16 protein-coding genes and 1 tRNA gene are annotated in these 22,672 nt (G+C 49.7%); 15 read left to right on the forward strand and 2 right to left on the reverse strand.

The features are described 5' to 3' along the window. Nucleotides 1-7 precede the first annotated feature (7 nt). The 7 genes from grdF (at nucleotide 8) to LAJLEIBI_RS00505 (ending at nucleotide 11,925) form a co-directional block, all read left to right on the forward strand. Nucleotides 8-1,318 carry a sarcosine reductase complex component B subunit beta gene (grdF, locus tag LAJLEIBI_RS00475; RefSeq protein ID WP_083790652.1) on the forward strand — a complete coding sequence of 437 codons (1,311 nt, stop codon included), beginning with the start codon at nucleotides 8-10 and terminating at the stop codon, nucleotides 1,316-1,318. 94 nt (nucleotides 1,319-1,412) lie between these two features. Beyond that, a tRNA-Arg gene (locus LAJLEIBI_RS00480) sits at nucleotides 1,413-1,486 on the forward strand. Between the two features lie 131 nt (nucleotides 1,487-1,617). Continuing rightward, the gene (locus LAJLEIBI_RS00485; RefSeq protein ID WP_006444533.1) at nucleotides 1,618-3,171 is read left to right on the forward strand and encodes a sensor domain-containing diguanylate cyclase; all 1,554 of its coding nucleotides are present in this window, start codon (nucleotides 1,618-1,620) and stop codon (nucleotides 3,169-3,171) included. Nucleotides 3,172-3,179: 8 nt separating this feature from the next. Beyond that, entirely contained in the window at nucleotides 3,180-5,894 is a 2,715-nt protein-coding gene (locus LAJLEIBI_RS00490; RefSeq protein WP_006444532.1) for a bifunctional diguanylate cyclase/phosphodiesterase, read from the forward strand. Between the two features lie 62 nt (nucleotides 5,895-5,956). Continuing rightward, nucleotides 5,957-7,210, forward strand: coding sequence for an HD-GYP domain-containing protein (locus LAJLEIBI_RS00495; RefSeq protein WP_040435830.1), 1,254 nt, complete (start codon nucleotides 5,957-5,959; stop codon nucleotides 7,208-7,210). Nucleotides 7,211-7,294: 84 nt separating this feature from the next. Next, nucleotides 7,295-8,572: an ABC transporter substrate-binding protein gene (locus LAJLEIBI_RS00500; protein ID WP_006444530.1), complete on the forward strand. Its 1,278-nt coding sequence runs from the start codon at nucleotides 7,295-7,297 to the stop codon at nucleotides 8,570-8,572. Then, on the forward strand, nucleotides 8,572-11,925 hold the full coding sequence (locus LAJLEIBI_RS00505; RefSeq protein ID WP_006444528.1) for a response regulator: 3,354 nt from the start codon (nucleotides 8,572-8,574) through the stop codon (nucleotides 11,923-11,925). Before LAJLEIBI_RS00500 ends, LAJLEIBI_RS00505 begins: the two co-directional genes overlap by 1 nt. A gap of 23 nt (nucleotides 11,926-11,948) precedes the next feature. On the opposite strand, the gene LAJLEIBI_RS00510 is transcribed toward LAJLEIBI_RS00505, so the two are convergent. Together LAJLEIBI_RS00510 and LAJLEIBI_RS00515 are read right to left on the reverse strand one after the other, a co-directional pair. Beyond that, on the reverse strand, nucleotides 11,949-13,715 hold the full coding sequence (locus LAJLEIBI_RS00510) for an ABC transporter ATP-binding protein (protein WP_416390454.1): 1,767 nt from the start codon (nucleotides 13,713-13,715) through the stop codon (nucleotides 11,949-11,951). Continuing rightward, complete coding sequence (locus LAJLEIBI_RS00515) at nucleotides 13,708-15,486, reverse strand: ABC transporter ATP-binding protein (RefSeq protein ID WP_006444524.1); 1,779 nt, start codon at nucleotides 15,484-15,486, stop codon at nucleotides 13,708-13,710. The genes LAJLEIBI_RS00510 and LAJLEIBI_RS00515 overlap by 8 nt, the downstream gene beginning before the upstream one ends. A 167-nt stretch (nucleotides 15,487-15,653) precedes the next feature. Here LAJLEIBI_RS00515 and LAJLEIBI_RS00520 point away from each other — a divergent pair, with 167 nt between their 5' ends. The 8 genes from LAJLEIBI_RS00520 (at nucleotide 15,654) to LAJLEIBI_RS00555 (ending at nucleotide 22,648) form a co-directional block, all read left to right on the forward strand. After that, on the forward strand, nucleotides 15,654-15,914 hold the full coding sequence (locus tag LAJLEIBI_RS00520; RefSeq protein ID WP_006444523.1) for a DUF3795 domain-containing protein: 261 nt from the start codon (nucleotides 15,654-15,656) through the stop codon (nucleotides 15,912-15,914). 111 nt (nucleotides 15,915-16,025) lie between these two features. Next, on the forward strand, nucleotides 16,026-16,382 hold the full coding sequence (locus LAJLEIBI_RS00525; protein WP_040435828.1) for a YccF domain-containing protein: 357 nt from the start codon (nucleotides 16,026-16,028) through the stop codon (nucleotides 16,380-16,382). Nucleotides 16,383-16,450: 68 nt separating this feature from the next. Beyond that, nucleotides 16,451-17,155, forward strand: a complete 705-nt coding sequence (locus LAJLEIBI_RS00530) for an ATP-binding cassette domain-containing protein (RefSeq protein WP_040435827.1) — start codon at nucleotides 16,451-16,453, stop codon at nucleotides 17,153-17,155. Further along, entirely contained in the window at nucleotides 17,148-18,728 is a 1,581-nt protein-coding gene (locus tag LAJLEIBI_RS00535) for a hypothetical protein (RefSeq protein WP_006444520.1), read from the forward strand. Before LAJLEIBI_RS00530 ends, LAJLEIBI_RS00535 begins: the two co-directional genes overlap by 8 nt. A gap of 61 nt (nucleotides 18,729-18,789) precedes the next feature. Next, nucleotides 18,790-19,638, forward strand: coding sequence for an RNA polymerase sigma factor (locus LAJLEIBI_RS00540; RefSeq protein WP_006444519.1), 849 nt, complete (start codon nucleotides 18,790-18,792; stop codon nucleotides 19,636-19,638). Nucleotides 19,639-19,650: 12 nt separating this feature from the next. After that, nucleotides 19,651-20,334 carry a DUF2461 domain-containing protein gene (locus tag LAJLEIBI_RS00545; RefSeq protein ID WP_006444518.1) on the forward strand — a complete coding sequence of 228 codons (684 nt, stop codon included), beginning with the start codon at nucleotides 19,651-19,653 and terminating at the stop codon, nucleotides 20,332-20,334. A 179-nt stretch (nucleotides 20,335-20,513) separates the two neighbouring features. Continuing rightward, entirely contained in the window at nucleotides 20,514-21,191 is a 678-nt protein-coding gene (locus LAJLEIBI_RS00550) for an HD domain-containing protein (RefSeq protein ID WP_040435914.1), read from the forward strand. An 86-nt stretch (nucleotides 21,192-21,277) separates the two neighbouring features. Beyond that, nucleotides 21,278-22,648 (forward strand): helix-turn-helix domain-containing protein, encoded by a 1,371-nt coding sequence (locus LAJLEIBI_RS00555; protein ID WP_040435826.1) that lies wholly within the window; start codon nucleotides 21,278-21,280, stop codon nucleotides 22,646-22,648. Nucleotides 22,649-22,672 lie beyond the last annotated feature (24 nt).

The raw sequence follows: 22,672 nt of genomic DNA on the forward strand, positions 1-22,672 counted from the left end.
GCTTTGAATGTCAAAAATAAAGATCGTTCATTATATTAACAACTTTTTCGCCGGAGCCGGCGGGGAAGAGGCGGCAGGCATGGCCCCGGAACTCCGGGAAGGCGCGGTGGGACCCGGGCTTGCGCTCATGCAGGCGTTCGGCGAGGAGTATGAGATCGCTGCGACCGTTGTATGCGGCGACAATTATTTCGGCGAACATCTCGAGGAGGCGAAAGAAGAGATCCTCCGTATGATAGAGCCTTACGGACCTGACCTCTTTATCGCGGGACCTGCGTTTAACGCAGGCAGGTACGGAGTAGCCTGCGGCACGATGGCGCTGGCCGCGGAGGAAAGATTCGGTATCCCTGTATTGACAGGGATGTATGAGGAGAATCCGGGGGCCGATATGTTCCGGAAAGATCTGATCATCGTGAGGACGAAGAATTCCGCGGCGGGCATGCGCCAGGCTGTCCCGGTGATGAAAGCCATCGCAGAGAAGCTGGTAAAGGGAGAAGAACTGCTCGGACCGTCGGAGGAAGGGTATCTGGAACGGGGGATACGTGTCAATTATTTTCATGAAAAGCGGGGTTCCGAGAGAGCGGTCGATCTGCTTGTGAAGAAGATGAACGGGGAAGATTGTCCGACGGAATATCCGATGCCGGTGTTTGACCGTGTGCCGCCCCTGCCGCCGGTGGAGGATGTGAGCAAGATCAAGATCGCGGTCGTGACATCCGGGGGTATCGTGCCGCAGGGCAATCCGGATCATATCGAATCCTCCAGCGCCACAAAATACGGCATATACAGTATCAAGGGGATGGACCATATGGATAAGGCGGATTTTATGACGATCCACGGAGGGTATGACAGAGCGTTTGTCACGGAAGATCCGGATCTGGTAGTACCACTTGACGTGCTGCGCGAGATGGAGAAAGAGGGGGGTATCGGCGAACTGGCGGATTATTTTATCACGACGACGGGGACCGGGACATCGACAGGAAATGCAAAGGGATTCGGCAAAGACTTTGTGAAGAAGCTTCTGGATGACAATATCGGGGCTGTCATTCTGACTTCCACGTGAGGCACCTGCACACGTTGCGGCGCAACGATGGTAAAAGAGATCGAACGCGCGGGGATCCCTGTCGTACATATCGCTACCGTTGTTCCGATCTCACTGACGATCGGGGCAAACAGGATCGTACCTGCAGTCGGGATCCCATATCCGCTCGGAGACCCGAACCTTGGAGAAGAAAAGAGCAGAAAGATAAGGCGTGAACTCGTTGAACGGGCGCTCGGGGCGCTCATGACACCGGTGGAAGAACAGACGGTATTCGAGAAATAGCATCGAAAGCAAAAAAAGTAAGACAGGTGTATTGACAAAACAAGCTGGATACGTTAATATTATATACGTTGCAAATAAGCAATGTATATAATATGTGGGCGTAGCTCAGCTGGATAGAGCGTTTGGCTACGGACCAAAAGGTCGGGGGTTCGAATCCTCTCGCCCACGCTGAAAAGCCTTTGTATGACAAAAGTCTGCAAAGGCTTTTTTTTATTTCTATTGCGAAAGAGGAAGTGTTGCCTTATAATTATATGGATAAGGTTCCAAGAAACAGCCTGAAAGGAGAACCGGTAATTAATATGAGACGGAAAGATAAAAAGAAAAAAGGAGATCAGTGGGGGATATCGTTCTCTCCCATCATACGTTACAGCCTGGTGTTCTGTATACTGGTCGTGGCGATCATCTTCCTCGGAGGGGGCGTGCTGTCGGTCAGCCGGATGAAGTCAGATGCGGAAGCTTCGCTTCACAGCAGCCAGGCACAAATATCACAGCGGGTCAACGAAGCGATCCAGCTGCTGGAGTCTCTGGCTGGATTTCCGGATTATTACGATCCCGGACTCCCTGCCATAGATAAGGTAAAAAGGCTGGATCAGATGAGTCCATATTTTGGCTTTATGATGCTCTGCTATGTAGATGAAAATATCATAGTCTATTCTGACGGGGATGAACCGGCCAGCCTCGCCAGCAGGGATTACATGCAGCGGCTGTTTTCAACCGGGCAGCGGCAGGTTACAGACAGCTTTGCGGCAGGCGCTGACGGTACGACGCTCAATTACACAGTGGCTGTTCCTCTGATCGACCGGCAGGGAAGTATTACAGGAGCTCTGTTCAGCGCGATCTACTTTGATGAAGCTGTGCAGATCCTGGAGGAATCAGCAGGGAATCTGGACGCTGACGCAACTTTGATCGGCACCCGGGGACAGATCATGTCATCTACGGCAGGGCTGCCTTACGGCGACTCCGTGATGGATGTTCTGCGGGACGATATACTTTTCGGCACGACATCAGACGAACTGGAAGAACTGCTTCTTGCCGCGCATCCGGGTGATTACTGGAGTATTCAAAATGGAAGTCTCTGCTATACGACATATCAGCGTGTGGATAACACGAACTGGGATATTCTCTGTACGGTCAGCTTTGGAAGCGCGTTTTCGCAGATACTCCCATCTCTGGCGATGGTTGCGCTCCTTACTGCATTTGCATGCGTTGTACTGATGATGTTCGTGCGGAATTACATAGCAAAACAGATGCTCGTTGTAGATATGCTCGTACATTCGATGGAAGAACTGGAAAAAAGAATCTATCAGAATGAATCGCCTGAAAATGTTGATTTTAAAGAAATCCTGCGTCTGACCGGGGAAGGCCTCTCTGACAGTCTGACCGGCGTAGTCACGCGTTCCGTGTTTCTCAATAAGGCGGAGGCACAACTGAAGAATGCAGATCGGAATATGGTCCAGGCGCTGTTCTTTGTCGATATGGATAACCTTAAATATATAAATGACACATGCGGTCATGAAGGCGGAGATATCGCGCTGAAAAGTATAGGATATATTCTGCGGGAGTATGAAAAGAAATATGACGGAGTTGTAGGGCGGTACGGCGGAGACGAGTTCCTGATGCTGCTGACGGGCCTGGATGACAGGAAGGAACTCAACGATGTATTAGATGGTCTCGTCCTGCGCTTCCAGTCTAAAATACAGTCGGGAGACCGGAATATTCCGGTACAGTGCAGCATAGGTGTGTCCATATACGAACCTGGTATGGATCTGGAACGGATGGTCCTTGATGCGGACGAGGCGCTTTACCATGTGAAGCAGAACGGAAAAGGATACTATCATATTCATCAGAATTGAGGATTATAATGAAGAAGCATAGCAGACGGAGCATTCTCTTTTTTGCCGGTGCGGTACTGTTGATTCTTGCTGCAACTGCAGTATTAGGTTTTTTTCTGCGCGGCGAGATGATAAAGATACGGCAGAGAGAGGCTGAAAATATATTATATTATTATAATGAAAAAATTGTGCTGCAGCTGCAGGGGACTATGAATGAAGCCGATGCCCTGGCGAAGACAGCTCTTGTGGAAGGCACAGGGGAGACGGAATGGTTTGAGCGTGCGTCTGATACGCTTTTGTCACGGGAGGAAGTCCGCTTTGTCTGTCTTTTTGACGGGGACACCGTAGTCAGCGCTCAGCCTGAGGAGAAGTACGCTGAGCTTGCGGGACGTGATCTGCAGGATTTTTCCTATGCGTATACACTGGCTAAAGTAGTCAAGGAGCTGGTCGTGGAGGGGCCGGTGGCGCTTGATATTGACCAGGAACAACAAAAGGTGTTTTTGTTCCTGCAGCCGGTTGTGGGTGGAGAGTCTTATCTGGGAGAGGTCGCAGTGGCTCTTGACCGGGAGTATGTATTGGAACAGCTGAAACTGGATGACCTGCCGGACCGCGGGTATGATTATGAGCTCTGGCGGGTAGAGCCGCAGAATGGCGCCAAAGAAGTCATTGCAAAGAACAAGGATGATATTGATTTTTCATACGCGGAAAAAACCACCTTTTATCTGCCGAGCCAATGGAATCTCAGCATCCAGCCGTCATCCGGCTGGCTGAGCCCTTCGCAGCAGATATGGATCATCATCGCCAGTGTGGTGGCGGCGTGCGTTCTGCTGGCGCTTGCCTGGCTTGGATACCTTCACTATTACCGCAGACACGCCATAAAGCAGCTCAGGACAATGGATGGAGCCACCGGACTCTATAACCAAAAGGGATTTACGGCCGCGCTGGACTGCTGGCTTTCAGATGAAAGCAGCCCGGTTATGCTGTTTTACTTCTCCATGGAAGGATACAGCCAGGCGGCGCGGCTGATCGGGACGAAACAAGAAGCGGTTTTTTTACGGAGTATACCGGGGCGTCTCAAGGAGTACATCCGCAGTCCTTTTTTAGCTGCGTACCTCGGTTCGGGCAACTTCCTTATCGCCCTTCGCGAGGGGATGAACAAGCTCCAGCAGGAGGAGTTTGCAAAAGGACTGTCGCTGGAATTACTGTTGAAGGTACGTGTCAGGGATGAAAAGAATTTTGTCATGGCACGCTATAAGTATACGCGCTGTAAAAATGGTACTGGCCGGGCAGCAGAAGAGATGGAATCTCTGATCCATGCGTATTATGCCGAGGTAATGCAGGAATCCCCCGTGCGGATGATGACTGAGAAATGCAGACAGCTCATTGAGGGAAACAATGACGTGATATTTGATGAGTATACTGATTTCGAGATGACAGAGCTCTCCAAAACTTTTAACCGTTACCGTAAGAAGGTGGAACAGCTGGCTTATTTTGATCCGGTGTTTAATGTCGGAAACCGTCCTAAATATTTCCGGGATACAGAAATGCTGATCTCCTATTCGCCCAAAAGACCGTTTAGTCTTTTTTGTGTGGACATTTGCAGTTTTAGCCAGTATAATGAATTATTCAGTGCTGATGTGGGAGATGAGATCCTTCATGAGATGATAAGGCGTCTGTCGAGGCCTTTTGGTTCTTATCTGTACCGTATCAACGGCGATGTGTTTCTGGGCATTTCGCTGACAAAGGAAAAGACAGATGTTTTTGCGGCTCGGCTGCAGCAGATGCTGACGGCCCCTGTCATGGCCGGAAATCTGTCTATTCCCCTTCAGATCCGTCTTGTGGCCTGCCGGTATCCGGCACATGGCAGCACGCCCGGTATTCTGCTTGAGCGGCTCCAGTCAGCCATGAGCTTTTCAAAGACGACGGCAAGAAGTACGGTCATCTATAATGATGCGCTGGACGAGATGCTGCGCACAGAAGCCCATATTTTACATCGGCTGAGCGACGCGATTCAACAGAAGACTTTGGAAATTTGGTATCAGCCTCTGATGCATCTGGAATCAGGACAGTACAAAGCAGTAGAAGCCCTCGTCCGTCTTCCGGACGGAGAAGGCGGCTATTTTCCGGCCGGCCAGGTCATATCTCTGGCCGAGCGGAACGCAATGGTGGAAGCACTCGGTGATTATGTGCTCGCTAATGCCTGTTCCTTTATGCGGGAATGGGGAGAGGAGCTGGGCGTGCAGCGTATGGGGATCAATCTTTCTGTGCAGCAGCTTTTGGTCGGAAACAGCGCAGAGCATCTGCTGCAGCTTATCAGCGCTGCCAATGTTGAGCCTGGCCGTATTACGCTGGAGATAACCGAGAGCATCCTGATCCAGTCTATTGACCACGCGGCTGAAACGCTGGAGAAGCTGAGGAAGGCGGGCATTCATATAGCGCTGGATGATTTTGGGGTAGGGTACAGCAGCCTGAATTATCTGTCCAATCTTCCTGTGGACATCATCAAGATAGACCGTTCGCTGACGCAGCAGATATTGACGAATGAGAAGCAATATGCACTGCTGAGATCGATCGTAGACATGTCGGTGATCAATGATCTCAGTGTCGTCGCCGAAGGTGTTGAGAGCGGAGCGGAACAAAAGATGATCGCTTCTGCAGGTGTGCAGTATATTCAGGGATATTATTACGCCCGGCCTATGCCGGGGGAGGAACTGATCGTCAGTCTGAAGGGACGGCAGGGATAAAGTTTCCCGGTACAGTTTGTAAAATTATAAGAAAGGTGTCTGCTTTCGAGGCAGCCAAATACATGTTTCAATACAATACCAGCTTTATAGACAACAGGGCGATGATCGGACTTTTACGCCGTGCTTATAATCATGTGGATATACGTCTGATGGACCACGGTATCCGTGTGGCCTATATCGTATCCCGTCTGCTGCGGCAGAGGACGGAGGCAAATTCTGCCAGAGTGCGCAATATTTGTTTTTTGTCCGCCCTGCATGATGTGGGTGCTTATAAAACAGAAGAGATTGACCGCATAGTGCAGTTTGAGACAGAAGATATCCGGAGACATTCTGTGTATGGATACTTGTTTGTGAAGAATTTTACGCCGCTGTCAGAACTGGCCCATGCGGTCCTCCACCATCACACGCCCTGGAATGTGCTTAAGGAACTGGATGATATAAGTGAAGAAAATAAAAGTATCGCCCAGCTGATCTACATTGCAGACCGTCTCGATATATGGCTGAATATGGAGGGACGGCCATACTCTGAATTTCTTTCCGTTATATCTGCCGGGCGCGGCAGCCGATATAAACCGGAGCTGGCGGACCTCATGATGAGGGAGCGGTTTTCTGCATTTTCGGCGGAGGAAGCAGAGTGCGATCCTGTGTTCAACCGGATGCAGTCCGAAATCACCTTTACCCATGAAGAGGTCCGCAGCTATCTCGGAATGGTGATATTTTCTATTGATTTCCGCAGCCGGCATACGGTGACCCATACGATGACTACCGCGAGTATCTCAAACGAGCTCGCACAGTATCTGGGGGTTGGCCCGGAAGAGCGGAATCAGATCATTGTGGGCGCGATGCTGCATGATATCGGCAAAATAGGCATTCCGGCTGAGATCCTGGAGTATCCGGGCAGACTTGCGCCCCGGGATATGGAGATCATGCGCAGTCATGTAGATATTACAGAGGAGATCCTGGGCAGAGATATTCCAAAGCCTATCAGGAGGATCGCCCTGAGACACCACGAAAAACTGGACGGTTCAGGTTATCCGCACGGTCTGACAGCAGAAGATCTTACGACAGGAGAGCGTATTGTAGCTCTAGCCGATATTGTCAGCGCACTGGCCGGAACCCGCAGTTATAAAGGGGCCTACAGCAAGGAGCAGATAATCACTATCATTTCCCGTATGCGGGATAACGGACTGATCGACGCCGGTCTGGTCAACTGTATGATCACACATTATGATACTATTATGAGCAGGACGCTGGCACAGTGTCAGCCGGTAATGGATATTTATGAGAATTTGCAGGCTGAATACAGTTTACTATAAAAACCTGGATCAGAAGTCAAATGAATGGATTAAACATTATTATTATGTTATAATTTTTTTGATCAGTAAGCGGGGGTTAAAAAGATGAAACAAAGAATAATGATGGGCATGTGCGCGGTGCTTCTTGTATGCAGCCTTATTTTAAGCGGATGTAATGAGAAGAATAAGGTGGTCAACTATAAAAAGGCGGACGAAAATACGGTTGATATCACTTTTTTTGGTAATAAATATGAGCCAGATAATGTCACAGTGATCGAGGAAATTATTTCTGGTTTTATGGAGGAACATCCGGACATCCGGGTGTCGTATGAAAGCCTGAAAGGAGAGGATTATTATACTGCTCTTGAAAAGCGGATGGCTGCAGGAAAAGGCGACGATGTTTTTATGGTGAACCATGACGCGGCGCTGGAATTGTCTGAGGCGGGCAAGCTTGCGGATCTGTCGGGCATGAAGACGATATCGGGATATACGGACAAAATGATCAGCCAGATGGATGAGGATGGAAAGATATATTGGGTGCCTACGACAGTATCAGTATTCGGCCTTTACTGCAATATGGACCTTCTGGAGGAGCATGGGCAGAAGGCGCCGGAGAATCTGAAAGAGTGGAGGGAAGTTCTCGATTATTACAGGGACCGCGGGCTGACTCCTGTCATTGCGAATAATGATATATCACTAAAAACGCTGGCCATCGGAAAGGGATTTTACAGTGTGTATCAGGAAGGACGGCAGGGGGATGTATTTTCAAGTCTGAATGAAGGCGGCGGGAAAATAAGCACTTACCTGTCAGATGGCTTTTCACTCGTAGAGGAGTTCATACAGAAGGGATATGTAGACGCGGAGATTGCCCTTGGCACGGAGAAAACTTCTGATGATCTGGAACAGTTTATAAAAGGGGAAGCCCCTTTTATGCTTACCGGCGCCTGGGCTGCGGGAAGAGTAGATAAGATGGAGCCGGATTTTGAATTTCAGGTTGTCCCGTATCCGGTTCTCGAGGACAGTTCCCTTGTTGTGATCAATCCTGATACCCGCCTGAGTGTGAACGCGGACAGCGGGCATAAGGATGCAGCCTTAAAGTTTGTGGAATATTTTACCGGGGCTGACAATATTCAGAAGTTTTCGGACCAGCAGGCGTCTTTCAGTCCGCTCAGAGAGGGCAGTCCATCATCTGTGGAAGAGATTCAGCCGCTTGTTTCATGCTATCGGTCTGACCGGACTGTCATAGGGGCAGACGGGATGCTCAAGCTGCCGATCTGGAAACTGACAGCTCAGGCTTCTGTAAAGCTGCTGTCGGGAGAAACACTTGATTCTGTCATGGACTGGCTGGATATGCAGGCTGATGAGGAAGGAAGTACGCAGTAATGAAAACAGAAGGAAGCAGAGGTACAAAGAGAAAGATTGCTCTGGCGGCGGTTTGCGTCGGGGCTGTTCTTTGTGTCCTGACGTTTCTGTTTATTGAGGCTGTAAAACAGCAGTTGTGGGAGCAGTCCGTTGAGACGATCATGGAAAGCACCCAGCAGGGATGCACAACGCTTCGGGTTCAGCTTCAAGATGACATAGATTCTATCCGCAATATAGCAGATTATGTGAGCGGCTATACGATGGAGCAAAAAGAAGATATCCGGCATACTGTACAGAGTTACGCGGGCATCGAAGGCGGCGTCAGTCTATATCTGGAAGAAGGCGGTGATATCCAATCAGATGTACCGGCGGACAGCACTGCGGCAGAAGCGCTGCGGGAGTCAGATAAGGAGGAAGGTGTTATCAATCCTCATATCAGCAGTGTTACAGGCGTAAATGTATTCGACGTCTTTGTAAAAGTGACGCTCAAGGACGGCACGGAAGGATATTTTCTGAAGGAATATGAAGTAGAGAGTATTGTGGACAGCTTCAGTCTGTCCTTTTACAACAATGCAGGATTCTCCTACGTGATCAACGCGGAGGGAGAGGTGCTCATACGTTCGCCTCACCACAACAGTAATAAGACAATGAAGAATCTGTTCGATATGCTGTCAGGTCCGGACAATAATGCAGACAGCCTGAAGGAATTCGCGGGGGCGCTGGAAGGATCGAATACGGGCTGGGCCTTGTTTGACTATATGGGGGAGGAGACTGTATTCTGTTACAGCCCGTTAAAGCTCGAATCAGACTGGTTCCTCGTTTCTATCATCCCGGAAAAAGTAGTAAACAGCCAGACGAATGATATTATTCTGCGTTCTATGATCCTCATTGCCAGCATCATAATCGGGATATTGGCGCTCGTTATTTTTTATCTGAGATATGCAAACAAAACGAACAGAAGGCTGAGAAATCAGGCGGAATACATAGGCCATCTGTATAATGCCATACCGGAGGGGATCGCCCTCATATCTGCAGATGCCCCATACCGGCTGCTGCAGCTCAATGAGGAAGGCCTGAATATCCTTTCGTATCCGCACGACGCAATGTCAGGCGTACTGGAGAATGTTCAGTTTGAAGAGTTGTTTCACCCGGAAGAGAGTAAAATGCTCCGGCAGATGTTTGCGGACGTGACGGGGAATGATGAAAAACATACATTTGAAAGTCAGATGAAGAAATCGGACGGCAGCTTTATATGGACGGCCGGAATCATTGAAAGGACGCTGGATGAGGAGGGAATTCCCGTTCTTATTGCCGCATTCCATGACATTACCGCCGAGAAACAGAAGGAAGTGGAAGCAGAGCGTGTGCAGCTGCAGGAGAGAGTGACGCTTGTCGGGGCGATTTCCAATGCATATCCCGTGATCGTCAGCGTTAACCTGACCAGGGATCTGCTCAGCTTTATATATGTGAAACAAGGACTGCTGCTCCACCTCGGGGAGGAGACTACGTACAGCGAACTCTTTTCAGATATAACAGCAAGTGTTCATCCGGATCATGTAGATGAATACAGGCGCCGGTTTGCGCCGGACAGGATCAAAGAAATATTGGGCAGTACGAAACAGGAGGTATTCCTTGAGATGAGACAGAAGCTCTCAGACGGGAATTATCACTGGACTTCCACGCAGATCATATACGTAGATAATCCGTATTCTGAAGACAAACTTGCCATTCTCATATCGCGCCGTGTTGATGAACAGCGCTATGAGGAGGAGCAGCAGCGCCAGGCACTTCAGACTGCCCTTGACAATGCCAGAGCTGCCAATGAGGCAAAGAGTAAGTTTCTGTCCAATATGAGCCACGATATCCGTACTCCTATGAATGCGATCGTCGGTATGACGGAGGTCGCAAAGGCACATCTGGGCGAACAGGACCGGGTGCGGGAGTGCCTCGATAAGATCAGCCGTTCCGGCAGCCATCTGCTCGGCCTTATCAACGATGTACTGGATATGTCCAGGATCGAGAGCGGGAAGATGTCGCTCAGTGCAGAACCGTTTAATCTTGCGGAGATGGTGACAGAGGCGGCAGAGCTTGTGCGCCCGCAGGCAGAGAATAAGCAGATTCATATTGACATTCATCTCTACGGGCTGAAAAATGAAAAGGTTATTGGGGATGAGCTGCGCCTCCGGCAGGTCGGCGTCAACATTCTGAGCAATGCTGTTAAATATACGCCGGAAGGCGGAAGTGTGGAAGTTGAGGTCAGGCAGGCAAAGAGCAGCCGTAAAGGATACCAGAGCTTTATATTCCGGTGTGCCGATACCGGTATTGGCATGACGCAAGAGTTTCTTGAAAAATTGTTTCTTCCCTTTGAACGGGCGAAGGATTCTACGGACAGCAAGGTAGTCGGAACAGGACTGGGCATGGCTATCACTAAAAATATAATCGATCTCATGAACGGGGATATTCAGGTGGAGAGTGAGCCGGGAGCCGGTTCCGTGTTCACTGTGACGGTTCCGCTTAAGCTGCAGGAGGAAGTGCAGGGAGAAGGTCCAAAAGAATGGAAGGATGCGCGCTGCCTCATTCTTGATGATGATAGACACAGCTGCAGAAATGCGGCAAACATATTGAGTGAACTGGGACTGGACGTACAGTATGTCTGTGAGGCAGAGTACACGTTTGAACGTGTAAGAGAACTCTGTTCTGAAAATGTCCGGCTTATCTTTTTCGGATGGGATGCTCCGTCCGAGAGCAGATGTGACATCGTGCGGAGGCTGCGGCCGGAACTGGCAGAAGATGTCCCGATAGCTGCGCTCGGCGGCCGGCGTTCCAAAGAGATGGAGGCGGACGCTGTTTCAGCAGGAGTTTCCATTTTTCTGTACCGCCCGTGCTATCGATCCAAGATGGCCGGTCTGCTGGAGCGTCTGAGCGGTGAGGAGAAAAGAGAAGAACAGAGCGAGATACTTCCGGACTATTCTGGCAAACGTCTCCTTCTTGTGGAAGACAATGCGATCAACAGAGAAATTGCCAGGGAACTTATTGGTGAGACTGGTGTTCAGATTGAAGAAGCATGCGACGGAAAAGAAGCGGTGCGGAAAGTGGCGGAATCGGAAGAGGGGTATTATGATCTCATATTGATGGATATTCAAATGCCGGAGATGGACGGCTATGAGGCGACGAGGGCAATACGCGCCCTCGTGCGCAAAGACGTCTGTGACATGCCGATCATTGCAATGACAGCCAATGCGTTTGACGAGGATGTCCGCATGGCGCTTCGGGCCGGCATGAACGCACATTTTTCAAAGCCGATAGATATCCGGACGCTCCGGCATATGTTATATGAATATTTATCGCGCAGACGGAAGGACGGACCGGAATAAAACAGGTATCTGAGAACTCAGAGTCATACAGCTGAGAACTGGCTGTTGTACAGGCGGGCGTAAAACCCGCCTTTTTTCAGCAGCTCCTCGTGGACGCCCTGTTCGATGATATGGCCTTTATCCATCACGAGTATCATATCCGCGCTTTTTATGGTGGACAGGCGGTGCGCGACCACAAAGCTTGTGCGGCCTTCCATCATCTTTTCAAAGGCCTTCTGGATACGGATCTCTGTCATCGTGTCTATGGAGGAGGTCGCTTCATCGAGTATGAGCATGGGCGGAAGGCAGAGCATGACGCGGGCGATGCACAGGAGCTGCTTCTGTCCCTGTGACAGATTGCTGCCGCCTTCGGCGATGACGGTGTCATAACCGTCGGGCATACGCATGATAAAGCTGTGGGCATGCGCCTCTTTTGCCGCCCGGATAATATCGTCTTCTGAGGCGTTTGGTCTTCCGTAGGCGATATTGTCGCGGATGGAAGCCGCTTTCAGCCATGTCTCCTGCAGCACCATGCCGTAGGCCGCCCGCAGGGAATGCCTCGTTATATCTGTTATATTCTGTCCGTCAACCGTGATGATTCCGGAGTTGACATCGTAAAAGCGCATGAGAAGATTGATGAGCGTTGTCTTGCCGCAGCCGGTCGGCCCTACAATGGCAATGCGCTGTCCGCAGCCTGCCTCCAGATTCAGATTCTCTATAAGCGGTACTTCAGGCACATACGAAAAGCTGACATGTTCCATTGTTACGTGGCCTTCAGGGTTCTGAAGCCGCACTGCGCCTGCCTTGTCTTCTGCTATGGATGGCTGGTCGATCAGTTCAAATACCCGGGCAGCGGAAGCGAGCGAGTTCTGGAACTCGGTTATGACACCTGTGATGTCGTTAAACGGCTTTGTGTACTGACTCGTGTAGCTGAGGAAGCTGGAGAGCTGCCCGACGGTGAGCATTCCCCGTACCACGGCAAAGCACCCGGCAATCGCGACGCCGGCATATATGACAGAATACATAAACCGTGTGGCAGGGTTTGTGATGGAGGAAAAGAAGGTTGCGCGCATGGAATAACCAGACAGTCTTCTGTTGATCTCCTCGAATTGTTCCTGTGCTTCATCCTGGTGGCCGAATGCCTGCACGACTTTGATGCCGCCCAGCATCTCGTTCGTGAATCCGGTCAGTTCCCCTCTCGCCTCCGACTGCTTTTTGAACATGGCGAATGTCCGTTTGGAGATGAAATTTGCGATCAGAAAGGAAAGAGGGCTTAAAACGACCACGACGAGTGTGATATAAGGGTTAATGCTCAGCATAAAAAGTATCGTGCCCACAATAGTGATGACACCGGTAAACAGCTGAGTAAAGCCGAGCAGCAGGCCGTCGGAGAACTGGTCGATATCCGTGATGACACGGCTGATCAGGTCCCCGGAGGAATGACTGTCCACATAGGAGAGCGGCAATACCTGCAGCCGGTTGAAGGCGCAGATGCGAAGATCCTTTACTACCCGGTATGTTATTTTATTGTTGATATGGTTCATAAACCACTGGCAGACAGATGTGACTGCGATACATGCCAGTATCGTGATAATGACCGCGGACAGTTCCTTAAAATCCACATTTTCTTTTCCGATGATCTGATCTACGCCATGGCCCGTCAGAATAGGAATATAAAGCGTCAGTACGACCGTGATGACAGAGAGCAGGAGCGATAAGACGACGAGCGCGGTGTGGGGCCTTATACAGGTCAGGATGCGTATCATAACGGTACGGCTGTGCTTTTCATTTTTCGGTCTGTTTTTATGCATTTGCATATTGTGTCTCCTCCTGTCCTGATGTCTGTGATTCACAGATCTCTTTATATACCGGGCTCGATCTAAGCAGTTCTCCGTGCGTGCCATATCCGGCCATCTCACCGTCGTCGAGAACGATGATCATATCCGCGTTACGGATGGCGGATACACGCTGGGACACGATAAAAACAGTCATCTGCCCGGTGGTTTCCCTGATCGCCTGGCGGAGTCTGGCATCGGTGGCGAAGTCAAGGGCGGAGGCGCTGTCATCCAGAATGAGGATTTCAGGTCTGCGCACGAGGGCGCGGGCGATGGTAAGCCGCTGCTTCTGGCCGCCGGAAAGATTGCCCCCTTCCTGCTCTATCATCAGTTCCAGTCCCTTTTCCCTTGCATCCACGAATTCTCTTGCCTGTGCGGTGTCGAGCGCCTGATAGATGTCTTCATCGCTGGCATCCGGTTTTCCCCACCGTATATTTTCTCTGAGTGTTCCCTTAAAAAGCTGCGCTCTCTGGGGAACAAGTCCGACGCGGCTTCGCAGAGAGACCGGGTTCAGCGTCCTTACATCCTGGCCGTTGACCAGTACGGCTCCTTTTGATACGTCATAGAAGCGGGGGATGAGGCTTATGAGACTCGTCTTGCCGGACCCGGTGCCTCCGATGACGCCTATCGTCTGTCCCGGCATAGCGGAAAAGCTCACGCCGCTCAGCGTTTCTTTTCCGGAATCTGTGTAGCAGAACGATACATTGTCAAATTGTACGGCAGGTATTACAGACTTTAATTCCACGGTATTTCCTGAAAATGCGTTCTTTTTTTGTGACAGCGGCAGCCCTGTGCTGTCGATGGAAGGCTGCATATCGAATACCTGATTTACGCGGTTTAAGCTTGCCATAGATTTGGACAGCAGAATGATAAGGTTGGCAAGCTTGATAAGTTCTGCCAGTATCTGTGACATATAGTTGATCAGGGCGATCACCTGTCCCTGAGTGAGTGTGCCGAGGGAGACCTGTCTGCCGCCGGTCCAGAGAATGGCGATGACGCCCAGATTGATAATGACGTAGGTTAGCGGATTCAAGAGCGCGGATATCTTTCCCACATGAATCTGTCTGTGAAAGAGAGCAGTGCTCTGTTCGCGGAAATGTTTCATTTCACTGTCCTGATGGTTAAAAGCTCTCACGACTCTGATCCCGAGAAGATTTTCCCGTGTGCTAAGAAGCACTTTGTCCACCTGTTTCTGTACTTTACGGTACAGCGGCATGCTGACAAGAAGGATGGCAAAGACGACGAGAAGCAGCAGCGGTATTGCCACCGCGAAAGGGAGCGCCGCTTTCACGTCCACGGTAAATGCCATGATCATGGCCCCGAACACGACGAATGGGGACCGCAGAAACAGACGCAGAAACATATTGATTCCATTCTGCACCTGGTTGACATCATTTGTCATGCGGTTGATCAAAGTAGAGGCGCCGACCGCATCTATCTCTTTGTACGACAGTGTATTAATGTGTGCGAACAGGTCATTTCGCATCGCCATACCGGCAGATACCGCAGACTTGGCCGCAAAATACTGGGCGGTGACAGAAAAGCCGAATCCGACAACGCCGAGCAGGACAAGGACTCCGCCCATCTGCCAGAGATAGCCGGTCATCTGCTGTCTGATACCCGTATCGATCATTCTGGCAACTACAAGAGGAACGAAAAGTTCAAAGCTGGCCTCAAGCATTTTAAAAAGCGGCGCCAGAACCGTTGCCAGAGGATGCTCTTTCAGATATTTCAATAATCGTCTCATAACGCTAGTCTCTCCTTTACAGAGAATAGTATAAGCGGTGGCGGAGGAAAAAGCAATTTCAGGATAGAGCCATTTGGAAAAATGTCATTGTTTTTCATAAGCTTTCACCCTATAATGTATTTAATACGTTGGACTGAACGGCGGATCGTACGAAGGAGGAAAGAAAGATGTATGAATCGAGATGCGGCATATGCTGCAGTGACTGTGAACGTAAGGAAGAGGTAAGCTGTTCCGGATGTACGAATATGGAAAAGCCTTTCTGGGGCGGCGACTGCAAAGTTAAGAGCTGCTGCGAAGGAAAAGGAATAAATCATTGTGGGGAATGTGAACAATTTCCATGTGAGATGGAGGCAAATATGGGGAAGGATGCGGGATTTGACCCGGCTCCCAGGCTTGAGAGCTGCCGCAGATGGAGAGGGGAAGCGTAGACTCCGGAATGTATGCCCAATGGCGGGACTTTTATTGTGGCAGATGCTTCTGTCATGATAGAGGTCTTTTTTCGTTTATATAATGCTGTCTTTATAAAGGAGGTGAAACGTATGGGTTGTCTTGGAAATGTGCTCTGGTTTGTGTTTGGAGGAGCAGTCAGCGGACTGAGCTGGTGTCTGGCAGGTCTTCTCTGGTGTGTCACTATTGTCGGCATACCGGTGGGAATGCAGTGCTTTAAATTTGCGTCGCTGAGCTTCTTTCCATTCGGAAAGGAAGTCAGGTACGGCGGAGGTGCAGGCTCTCTTCTGCTGAATATCATCTGGCTGATCATATCCGGAGTTCCGCTTGCACTGGAGCACGCTTTGTTTGGACTGCTGCTCTGTGTCACTGTTATCGGGATCCCGTTCGGCATGCAGCACTTTAAACTGGCCAAGCTGGCGCTTATGCCGTTTGGCGCTGAAGTTTAGTGACAGTGATGATTTTAGAAATGTTGTATAAAGCAGGCACAGTCTGCGCGAATCATAAGGAGAACAGAATGGAATTTATTATCGAACATTTGACAAAAAGCTTTGGGACCAAGGAAGTTTTAAAGGATATATCATTTACATTTGAAAGCGGCAAGATATACGGGCTGCTCGGGAGGAACGGGGCCGGAAAGACGACGCTGTTCAACTGTGTCAACAAGGATATAAAGGCGGAGGACGGAAGCTTTTATCTGAACGACGGAAACAAAGCGCAGATCAGACCGGAAGATATCGGCTATGTGCTGTCTGCGCCCACGGTCCCGGCATTTCTCACGGGCCGCGAGTTTATCAAGTTTTTCATAGAGATCAATGAGAGTTCCATTCCCGACTTACGGCCCATCGATGAATATTTTGACATGATGAACATAGAACCCGGGGACAGAAACCGCCTGCTCAAAGATTATTCTCACGGCATGAAAAATAAAATGCAGATGCTGGTGAATATTATTGCAAGGCCGCCGCTTCTGCTTCTGGATGAACCGCTGACCTCGCTGGATGTTGTGGTGGCGGAGGAGATGAAAGAGCTCCTTCGTTCATTGAAGAAGGACCGTATCATAATTTTTTCCACTCATATCATGGAGCTTGCGCTGGATCTGTGCGATGAGATCGTCATATTGAATCACGGCGAGCTGGAGGTCGTGGATAAGTATGATCTGGACAACAGCGGCTTTAAGGATAAGATCATCCGGGCGCTCAAGGAGGAAGAAGATGATTAAAGCATTCCGAATTTCCTGCGATCTGAAGAATACGTACCGGGTAAACGGGATCATTTATTCTATTCAGCAGATCCCTGTCATAAAAAGACTGTTTACAGACGAGCTTTACGCGAGCAGAGGGCTTAAGATTTTTGCCGGTATTCTCTCTGCTGCCTGGGAGATCGTCTCTGCGTTCCTCGGAAAGTATTTGTACCTCCTGCTGCTTGTTGCGCTTCCGGCAGGTTTGTACAAAGGTGGGGGCGCAGGGAGCGTCAGCATGCATATTCTGCTGTTTCTGACGATTATCGGTACGTTCATGAATACATATATGTTTGACCCGTCTAACGATAAATACTACGCCATGATACTTATGCGTATGGATGCCAGAGCGTACACACTGTCCAATTATCTGTATACATCCGTAAAGACAGTAGTGGGATTTCTGCCGTTTACGATATATTTCGGTATGAAATGGGGGGCGGCTCCGGCGCTTTATATTTTACTGCCGTTTTTTATCATGGGGGCGAAGATGACTGCGGCATGGCTGCTCCTGAGCCGCTACGAAAGAAAGGGCATATGCATGAACGAGAATCTGCCGCCCAAATTTGCATGGCCGCTGACCGGTATTCTCCTTGTGCTGGCATACGGGCTTCCCTATATAGGCATCACGGTGCCGGCAGCTGTGATATCAGCGGCTGCGGCGCTGTCTTTGGCGGCCGGTCTGTATTGCCTGACAAAGATCATGAAATTTGGCCGCTACCGTGAGATGTACCAGCTTATCCTGGCAGATAAAAGAAATGCGGTAGAGGTGGGCGAGATCATACATAAGACGACGGAAGAGCAGAGCAGGAAGATGATCAGCCAGGATACGGCCATTACGAGCCAGAAGAAAGGGTTTGAATACTTTAATGAACTGTTTATACGCAGGCATAAAAGAGCGCTGTGGCGCCCCGCCGGAAGGACAGCCTGTATTGCGGCGTTTATCATTGCGGCGCTTCTTGTTGTGATGCAGGTAAATATGGAGGTCAAACTTGCGGTAAACAGGCTTCTTCTCGTCTTTCTTCCATACTTTGTTTTCATCATGTATGCGATCAACCGGGGGACTTCCTTTACCCAGGTGTTGTTTATGAACTGTGACCACAGTATGCTCACGTTTGCCTTTTATAAGAAGCCGGAATTTATCCTCAGACTGTTCTGTATCAGACTCCGGGAGATCATTAAGGTCAACCTGCTCCCGGCAGCAGTGATCGGGACAGGCTTTGCTTTGATGCTCTATGTTTCCGGCGGGACAGATAATGCGCTGAACTATATTGTTCTGTTCGTCTCAATACTGGCGCTGAGCGTATTTTTCTCGGTGCACTATCTGACGTGTTATTATCTGCTTCAGCCGTACAATGTGAACACAGAACTGAAAAGCGCTACATACAGGATCGTCATGTCGGGCACATACATCGTCTGCTTTTTATTTATGAAGCTGCGTATGGATACATTTGTGTTCGGTATTGTGACAACGGTATTCTGTATCCTTTACAGCATCATTGCGTCGCTGCTCGTATACCGTTTCGCGCCCAGAACGTTCCGGCTGAGAAATTAAATAATATTTTATGTCACAGCGCGGCCAAAACGGAGTCTAATATATCAGGAGGTATAATTATATGGATGATACATTACAAAACGAGATGGCCTGTCTTGTCGGCCGGGCCGTGGCAGGGGACAAAAGTGCGGTAGAAAAAATACTCACAGAGATCCAGGACCTTGTATTTAACTTTTCTCTGCGGATGCTTGGAACGATAGCGGACGCGGAGGACGCTTCCCAGGAAATACTGATCAAAGTGATGACGAACCTTTCTTCTTTCCGCAGAGAAAGCCGGTTCACGACGTGGGTATTCAGGATAGCTGCCAATTATCTGAGCGATTATAAGAAGAACATGTTTTCAAAATATCCGCTCAGCTTTGAGTTCTATGGAGAGGACATCGCCGGAGGAAGGGAAAAGGACATACCTGACCTGACCCAGGGAGTAGAACAGGCCATTTTAGAAGAAGAGCTTAAAATGTCCTGCACCAATGTGATGCTCCAGTGTCTGGACAAAGAGAGCCGCTGCATCTTTATACTCGGTACGATGTTCAAAGTGGACAGCACGATCGCGGGGGATATTCTCGGGATCTCACCTGAGGCCTACCGGAAGCGTCTCTCCCGTGTGCGCGCAAAGATGGCCGGGTTTATGAGAGAATACTGCGGACTGGAGGGCGGTATGTGCAGCTGCAGGAAGCGGATCAATTACGCCATCGCAAGTCACAGGCTTCGGCCGGATGATCTGGAGTATTCCGCTCTGGAGAAGGGGAAGGATGAGATCCTGAACGGATTTAAAAATGCGATGGAGCGTGTAGATGATCTGTCCTTTGTCTTTTCCGGCATGCCTTTCTATCACGGAGGCAGAGAGGTAAAAGAATGGCTGCAGAGATTTTTTGATTCAGATGAATACCGTACGATCACAGAGGCATAAGGAGGGAAGCGTATGAACCTGCAGATGATTTTGGAGTATTTAAACCGCCTGAAAGAAAACAACAACAGGGAGTGGTACCATGAGCATAAGCCGGAATACGAGGCGGCGGCAGGAGAATTCCTGAAGCTTGTGGAGGCTCTTATGATGGAGCTTGGGAAAGAGGAGCCGGGTATCTTGAGGCACGAACCAAAGAAGCTTACGTACAAGCTTGTCAGGGATACCCGTTTCAGTAAGGACAAGTCTCCGTATAACCCCGCGTTCAGGGTGCATTTGTCCGAGGGCGGCAAGCAGCCGGTCCCGGCCGGATATTACCTGATGCTCACGCCGGGGGGCTCATTCCTCGGGGGAGGTCTGTTTGCAGATATTTTTAAAGAAGAGACAGGGATGATGCGGGATTATATAGCCGCACACGGCGAAGAGTGGGAGGCGGTTATCCGTGACGAAAGCTTCAGCAGTCTCTTTGAAGTAAAGGGTACTGCCCTGAAAAATGTACCTGCCGGATACGACAGGGAACACCCGCAGGCACAATATCTGAAAAACAAGAGCTGGTACGTAGAATACCCGCTGGCAGATGAAGCGCTGGCCGACGCAGACAGATTTATCAGTGAGACAGTGGAAGTGTGCAGGATCATAAAACCGTTCAATGAGTTTATCAATAAAGCGCTGGCGGGGTCACCGTTTTTAAGGCAATCGTAAAAAAGCAGCGTTTTACGTGAATTTTACAAAAGCTTTTCTGTTACAGGATTTCAGTTCTTTCATTTATGCGTTACACTCAGCGTATGTGCCCTGGCAGACCGGCACTGCCCTCGTCATAAATAATCCGGATAAAAGAGGGCATTCTATGAGAAAGAACATAATAGAGGATGAAGGATATCATGAAAGAAAAGCAAAAGGGAATATCATACAAAGAGATAAGAGAAAATGAAGAATTACAACTGCTGATCGAAAATGGAAATTCTGTGCTGAAGGTGCTTGGATTCACGGAGCATTCCAGAAGACATGCGGCAAAAGTGGCTGACCGGGCGGGCAGGATACTGAAAGAACTCGGCTACGGGAAACATGAGATAGAGCTGGCTAAAATTGCCGGGTACATGCATGACATCGGAAACAGCGTAAACCGCCATGACCACGCCCATACAGGCGCAGTGCTCGCGTACGGAATATTAAAAGATCTGGGAATGCCGTTCAAAGATGTGCTCACGGTGACGACGGCGATCGGCAACCATGATGAGGCGACGGGAACAGCGGTGGATGTCGTGTCCGCGGCGCTTATCCTTGCCGACAAGACGGATGTCCGCCGCAACCGTGTGCAGAATCTGGTGATCGCCAATTTTGATATCCATGACAGGGTGAATTATGCCGCGCTGTCTTCCGTGCTGGATGTGGATAAGGAGAAGAAAAATATCCGCATGACGCTGGAGCTGGATGATTCTATGTGTTCCGTGATGGATTATTTTGAAATATTTATGAACCGCATGATAATGTGCCGCAGAGCGGCAGAAGTGTTCGACTGTCAGTTTAAGCTTGTGGCAAACGGCAACAAACTGTGTTAGTGAGCGGTTAACGGCAATATTTTCGCGCGATCTGCTTGTCACCCGGGAATGAATCATATACAATGATTAGAGAAAAGAGGTGTGACATGAATAACCAGTTTGGAAAATCACTTCGTTCTCAGATGGAGAAAGCCGGGGTAAAAGAAAGCGAGCTGGCGGATGCGCTCAGCTATGATGCCACATATATCAGCAAATGGATGAATGGAAGTAAACTGCCGTCGGAGCGGAATGCAGAACGGATCATCGGGCAGATGGCGGATTTCTTTACGGCGCGTACCGATGCGGCGGATGAGGCGGAGAGGGAAGCCGGGAGGCAGAAATGTCTGGCGGACTTGAAAATGTCCTACGCCGGCGACCGGAATTACCACATATTCCAGGATTATAACAATAACGAGATGTCCTTCGCGGATAACCTGCAGATGCTGATACAGCTGACGAGAGCCGCTTTTGTACAGGCCTTGAACATGTACGGCGGATGTATCAGCATTACGGCTACTTTTGACCTTTTCCGCCTGTACGGGAAAGAATTCAGGAAGTTGATGACGGAGCTGCACGGCGCAGGAGTGAAGAAGGTGGAGCTGCGACTGGCGCTGGATCCGGAGGAGCTGGCAGCAGATCATAATTATTACGCAGCCAGTATTATAAATACGATCGGAAGCTTTGATTATATAGAGATGTATATTGTCAGCAGGAAACCGGAGCAGCCGCGCATACTCGTCATAAATGATCTGCTCTGCCTGCAGGTTCTCTGGAACATGGGCGGTGAGACAGGGGCTGTCTTTTCTATGGAACATAAGATAATAAGGCAGTTTTCCGGTATCTGCCAGCAGGTGATGGAAGCGGGGGAAAAGCTGCTGGATCCGGCGGAGCCGGAGAGTCTGAGACGGACCAATGTGCAGCTTGACTCTTATTCTGACCGCCGTCAGTGGCAGTTTTTTAACGAACCGCCCGCCATGCTCTTCCCGAAGGAGATCATGGACGTATTTATTGCAAATGCAGAGGATGACAGTTACGCGCGTTATCTTGTGAAACTGAAAAATGTATTCGCCAGGCATACGTGCAAGGCGCGGATCGATCTGGTGCTGTATTCCTCCAAGCTGAATGAGTATCTCACAAACGGAAATATCAGTGTCGGTAACGTCAGCCATCATCTGACCGCGGAGCAGACACGCAGCCATCTGACATATTTGAGCAGAGTCATGTCGGAGAATCCGCAGATCAGGCTTTATGTGATCCGTGATACTGTCGTGCTCAGCGAGGAACTCAGAAGAGCGCCGTCCATTTTTCTCGATACGTATTCCCTGAATATTGAAAATTCTAAAAAACAGCCGAACGATAATTATCATATCTCTTTGGACCCGCGTATGCGGGGCGCCTTCCAGCAATTCTTTGAAAATATGCTCGGCATGCCTTTCTGCAACCGGCTGACAGCAGAAGATGTGCTCCGTTATCTGTAAAACCAGTTTTCCGGCGGACTTGAA

This window comes from [Clostridium] hylemonae DSM 15053 (assembly GCF_008281175.1).
GTDB classification, from domain to species: Bacteria; Bacillota; Clostridia; order Lachnospirales; family Lachnospiraceae; genus Extibacter; species Extibacter hylemonae.

Excerpts from the sequence above, each read along its gene's own strand:
- LAJLEIBI_RS00535 (WP_006444520.1), top strand. The coding sequence starts at position 17,148 with ATGATTAAAGCATTCCGAATTTCCTGCGATCTGAAGAATACGTACCGG.
- LAJLEIBI_RS00545 (WP_006444518.1), top strand. The coding sequence starts at position 19,651 with ATGAACCTGCAGATGATTTTGGAGTATTTAAACCGCCTGAAAGAAAAC.
- LAJLEIBI_RS00525 (WP_040435828.1), top strand. The coding sequence starts at position 16,026 with ATGGGTTGTCTTGGAAATGTGCTCTGGTTTGTGTTTGGAGGAGCAGTC.
- LAJLEIBI_RS00515 (WP_006444524.1), bottom strand. The coding sequence starts at position 15,486 with ATGAGACGATTATTGAAATATCTGAAAGAGCATCCTCTGGCAACGGTT.
- LAJLEIBI_RS00540 (WP_006444519.1), top strand. The coding sequence starts at position 18,790 with ATGGATGATACATTACAAAACGAGATGGCCTGTCTTGTCGGCCGGGCC.
- LAJLEIBI_RS00510 (WP_416390454.1), bottom strand. The coding sequence starts at position 13,715 with ATGCATAAAAACAGACCGAAAAATGAAAAGCACAGCCGTACCGTTATG.
- LAJLEIBI_RS00490 (WP_006444532.1), top strand. The coding sequence starts at position 3,180 with ATGAAGAAGCATAGCAGACGGAGCATTCTCTTTTTTGCCGGTGCGGTA.
- LAJLEIBI_RS00495 (WP_040435830.1), top strand. The coding sequence starts at position 5,957 with ATGTTTCAATACAATACCAGCTTTATAGACAACAGGGCGATGATCGGA.
- LAJLEIBI_RS00550 (WP_040435914.1), top strand. The coding sequence starts at position 20,514 with ATGAAAGAAAAGCAAAAGGGAATATCATACAAAGAGATAAGAGAAAAT.
- LAJLEIBI_RS00530 (WP_040435827.1), top strand. The coding sequence starts at position 16,451 with ATGGAATTTATTATCGAACATTTGACAAAAAGCTTTGGGACCAAGGAA.
- LAJLEIBI_RS00555 (WP_040435826.1), top strand. The coding sequence starts at position 21,278 with ATGAATAACCAGTTTGGAAAATCACTTCGTTCTCAGATGGAGAAAGCC.
- LAJLEIBI_RS00520 (WP_006444523.1), top strand. The coding sequence starts at position 15,654 with ATGTATGAATCGAGATGCGGCATATGCTGCAGTGACTGTGAACGTAAG.
- LAJLEIBI_RS00485 (WP_006444533.1), top strand. The coding sequence starts at position 1,618 with ATGAGACGGAAAGATAAAAAGAAAAAAGGAGATCAGTGGGGGATATCG.
- LAJLEIBI_RS00505 (WP_006444528.1), top strand. The coding sequence starts at position 8,572 with ATGAAAACAGAAGGAAGCAGAGGTACAAAGAGAAAGATTGCTCTGGCG.
- LAJLEIBI_RS00500 (WP_006444530.1), top strand. The coding sequence starts at position 7,295 with ATGAAACAAAGAATAATGATGGGCATGTGCGCGGTGCTTCTTGTATGC.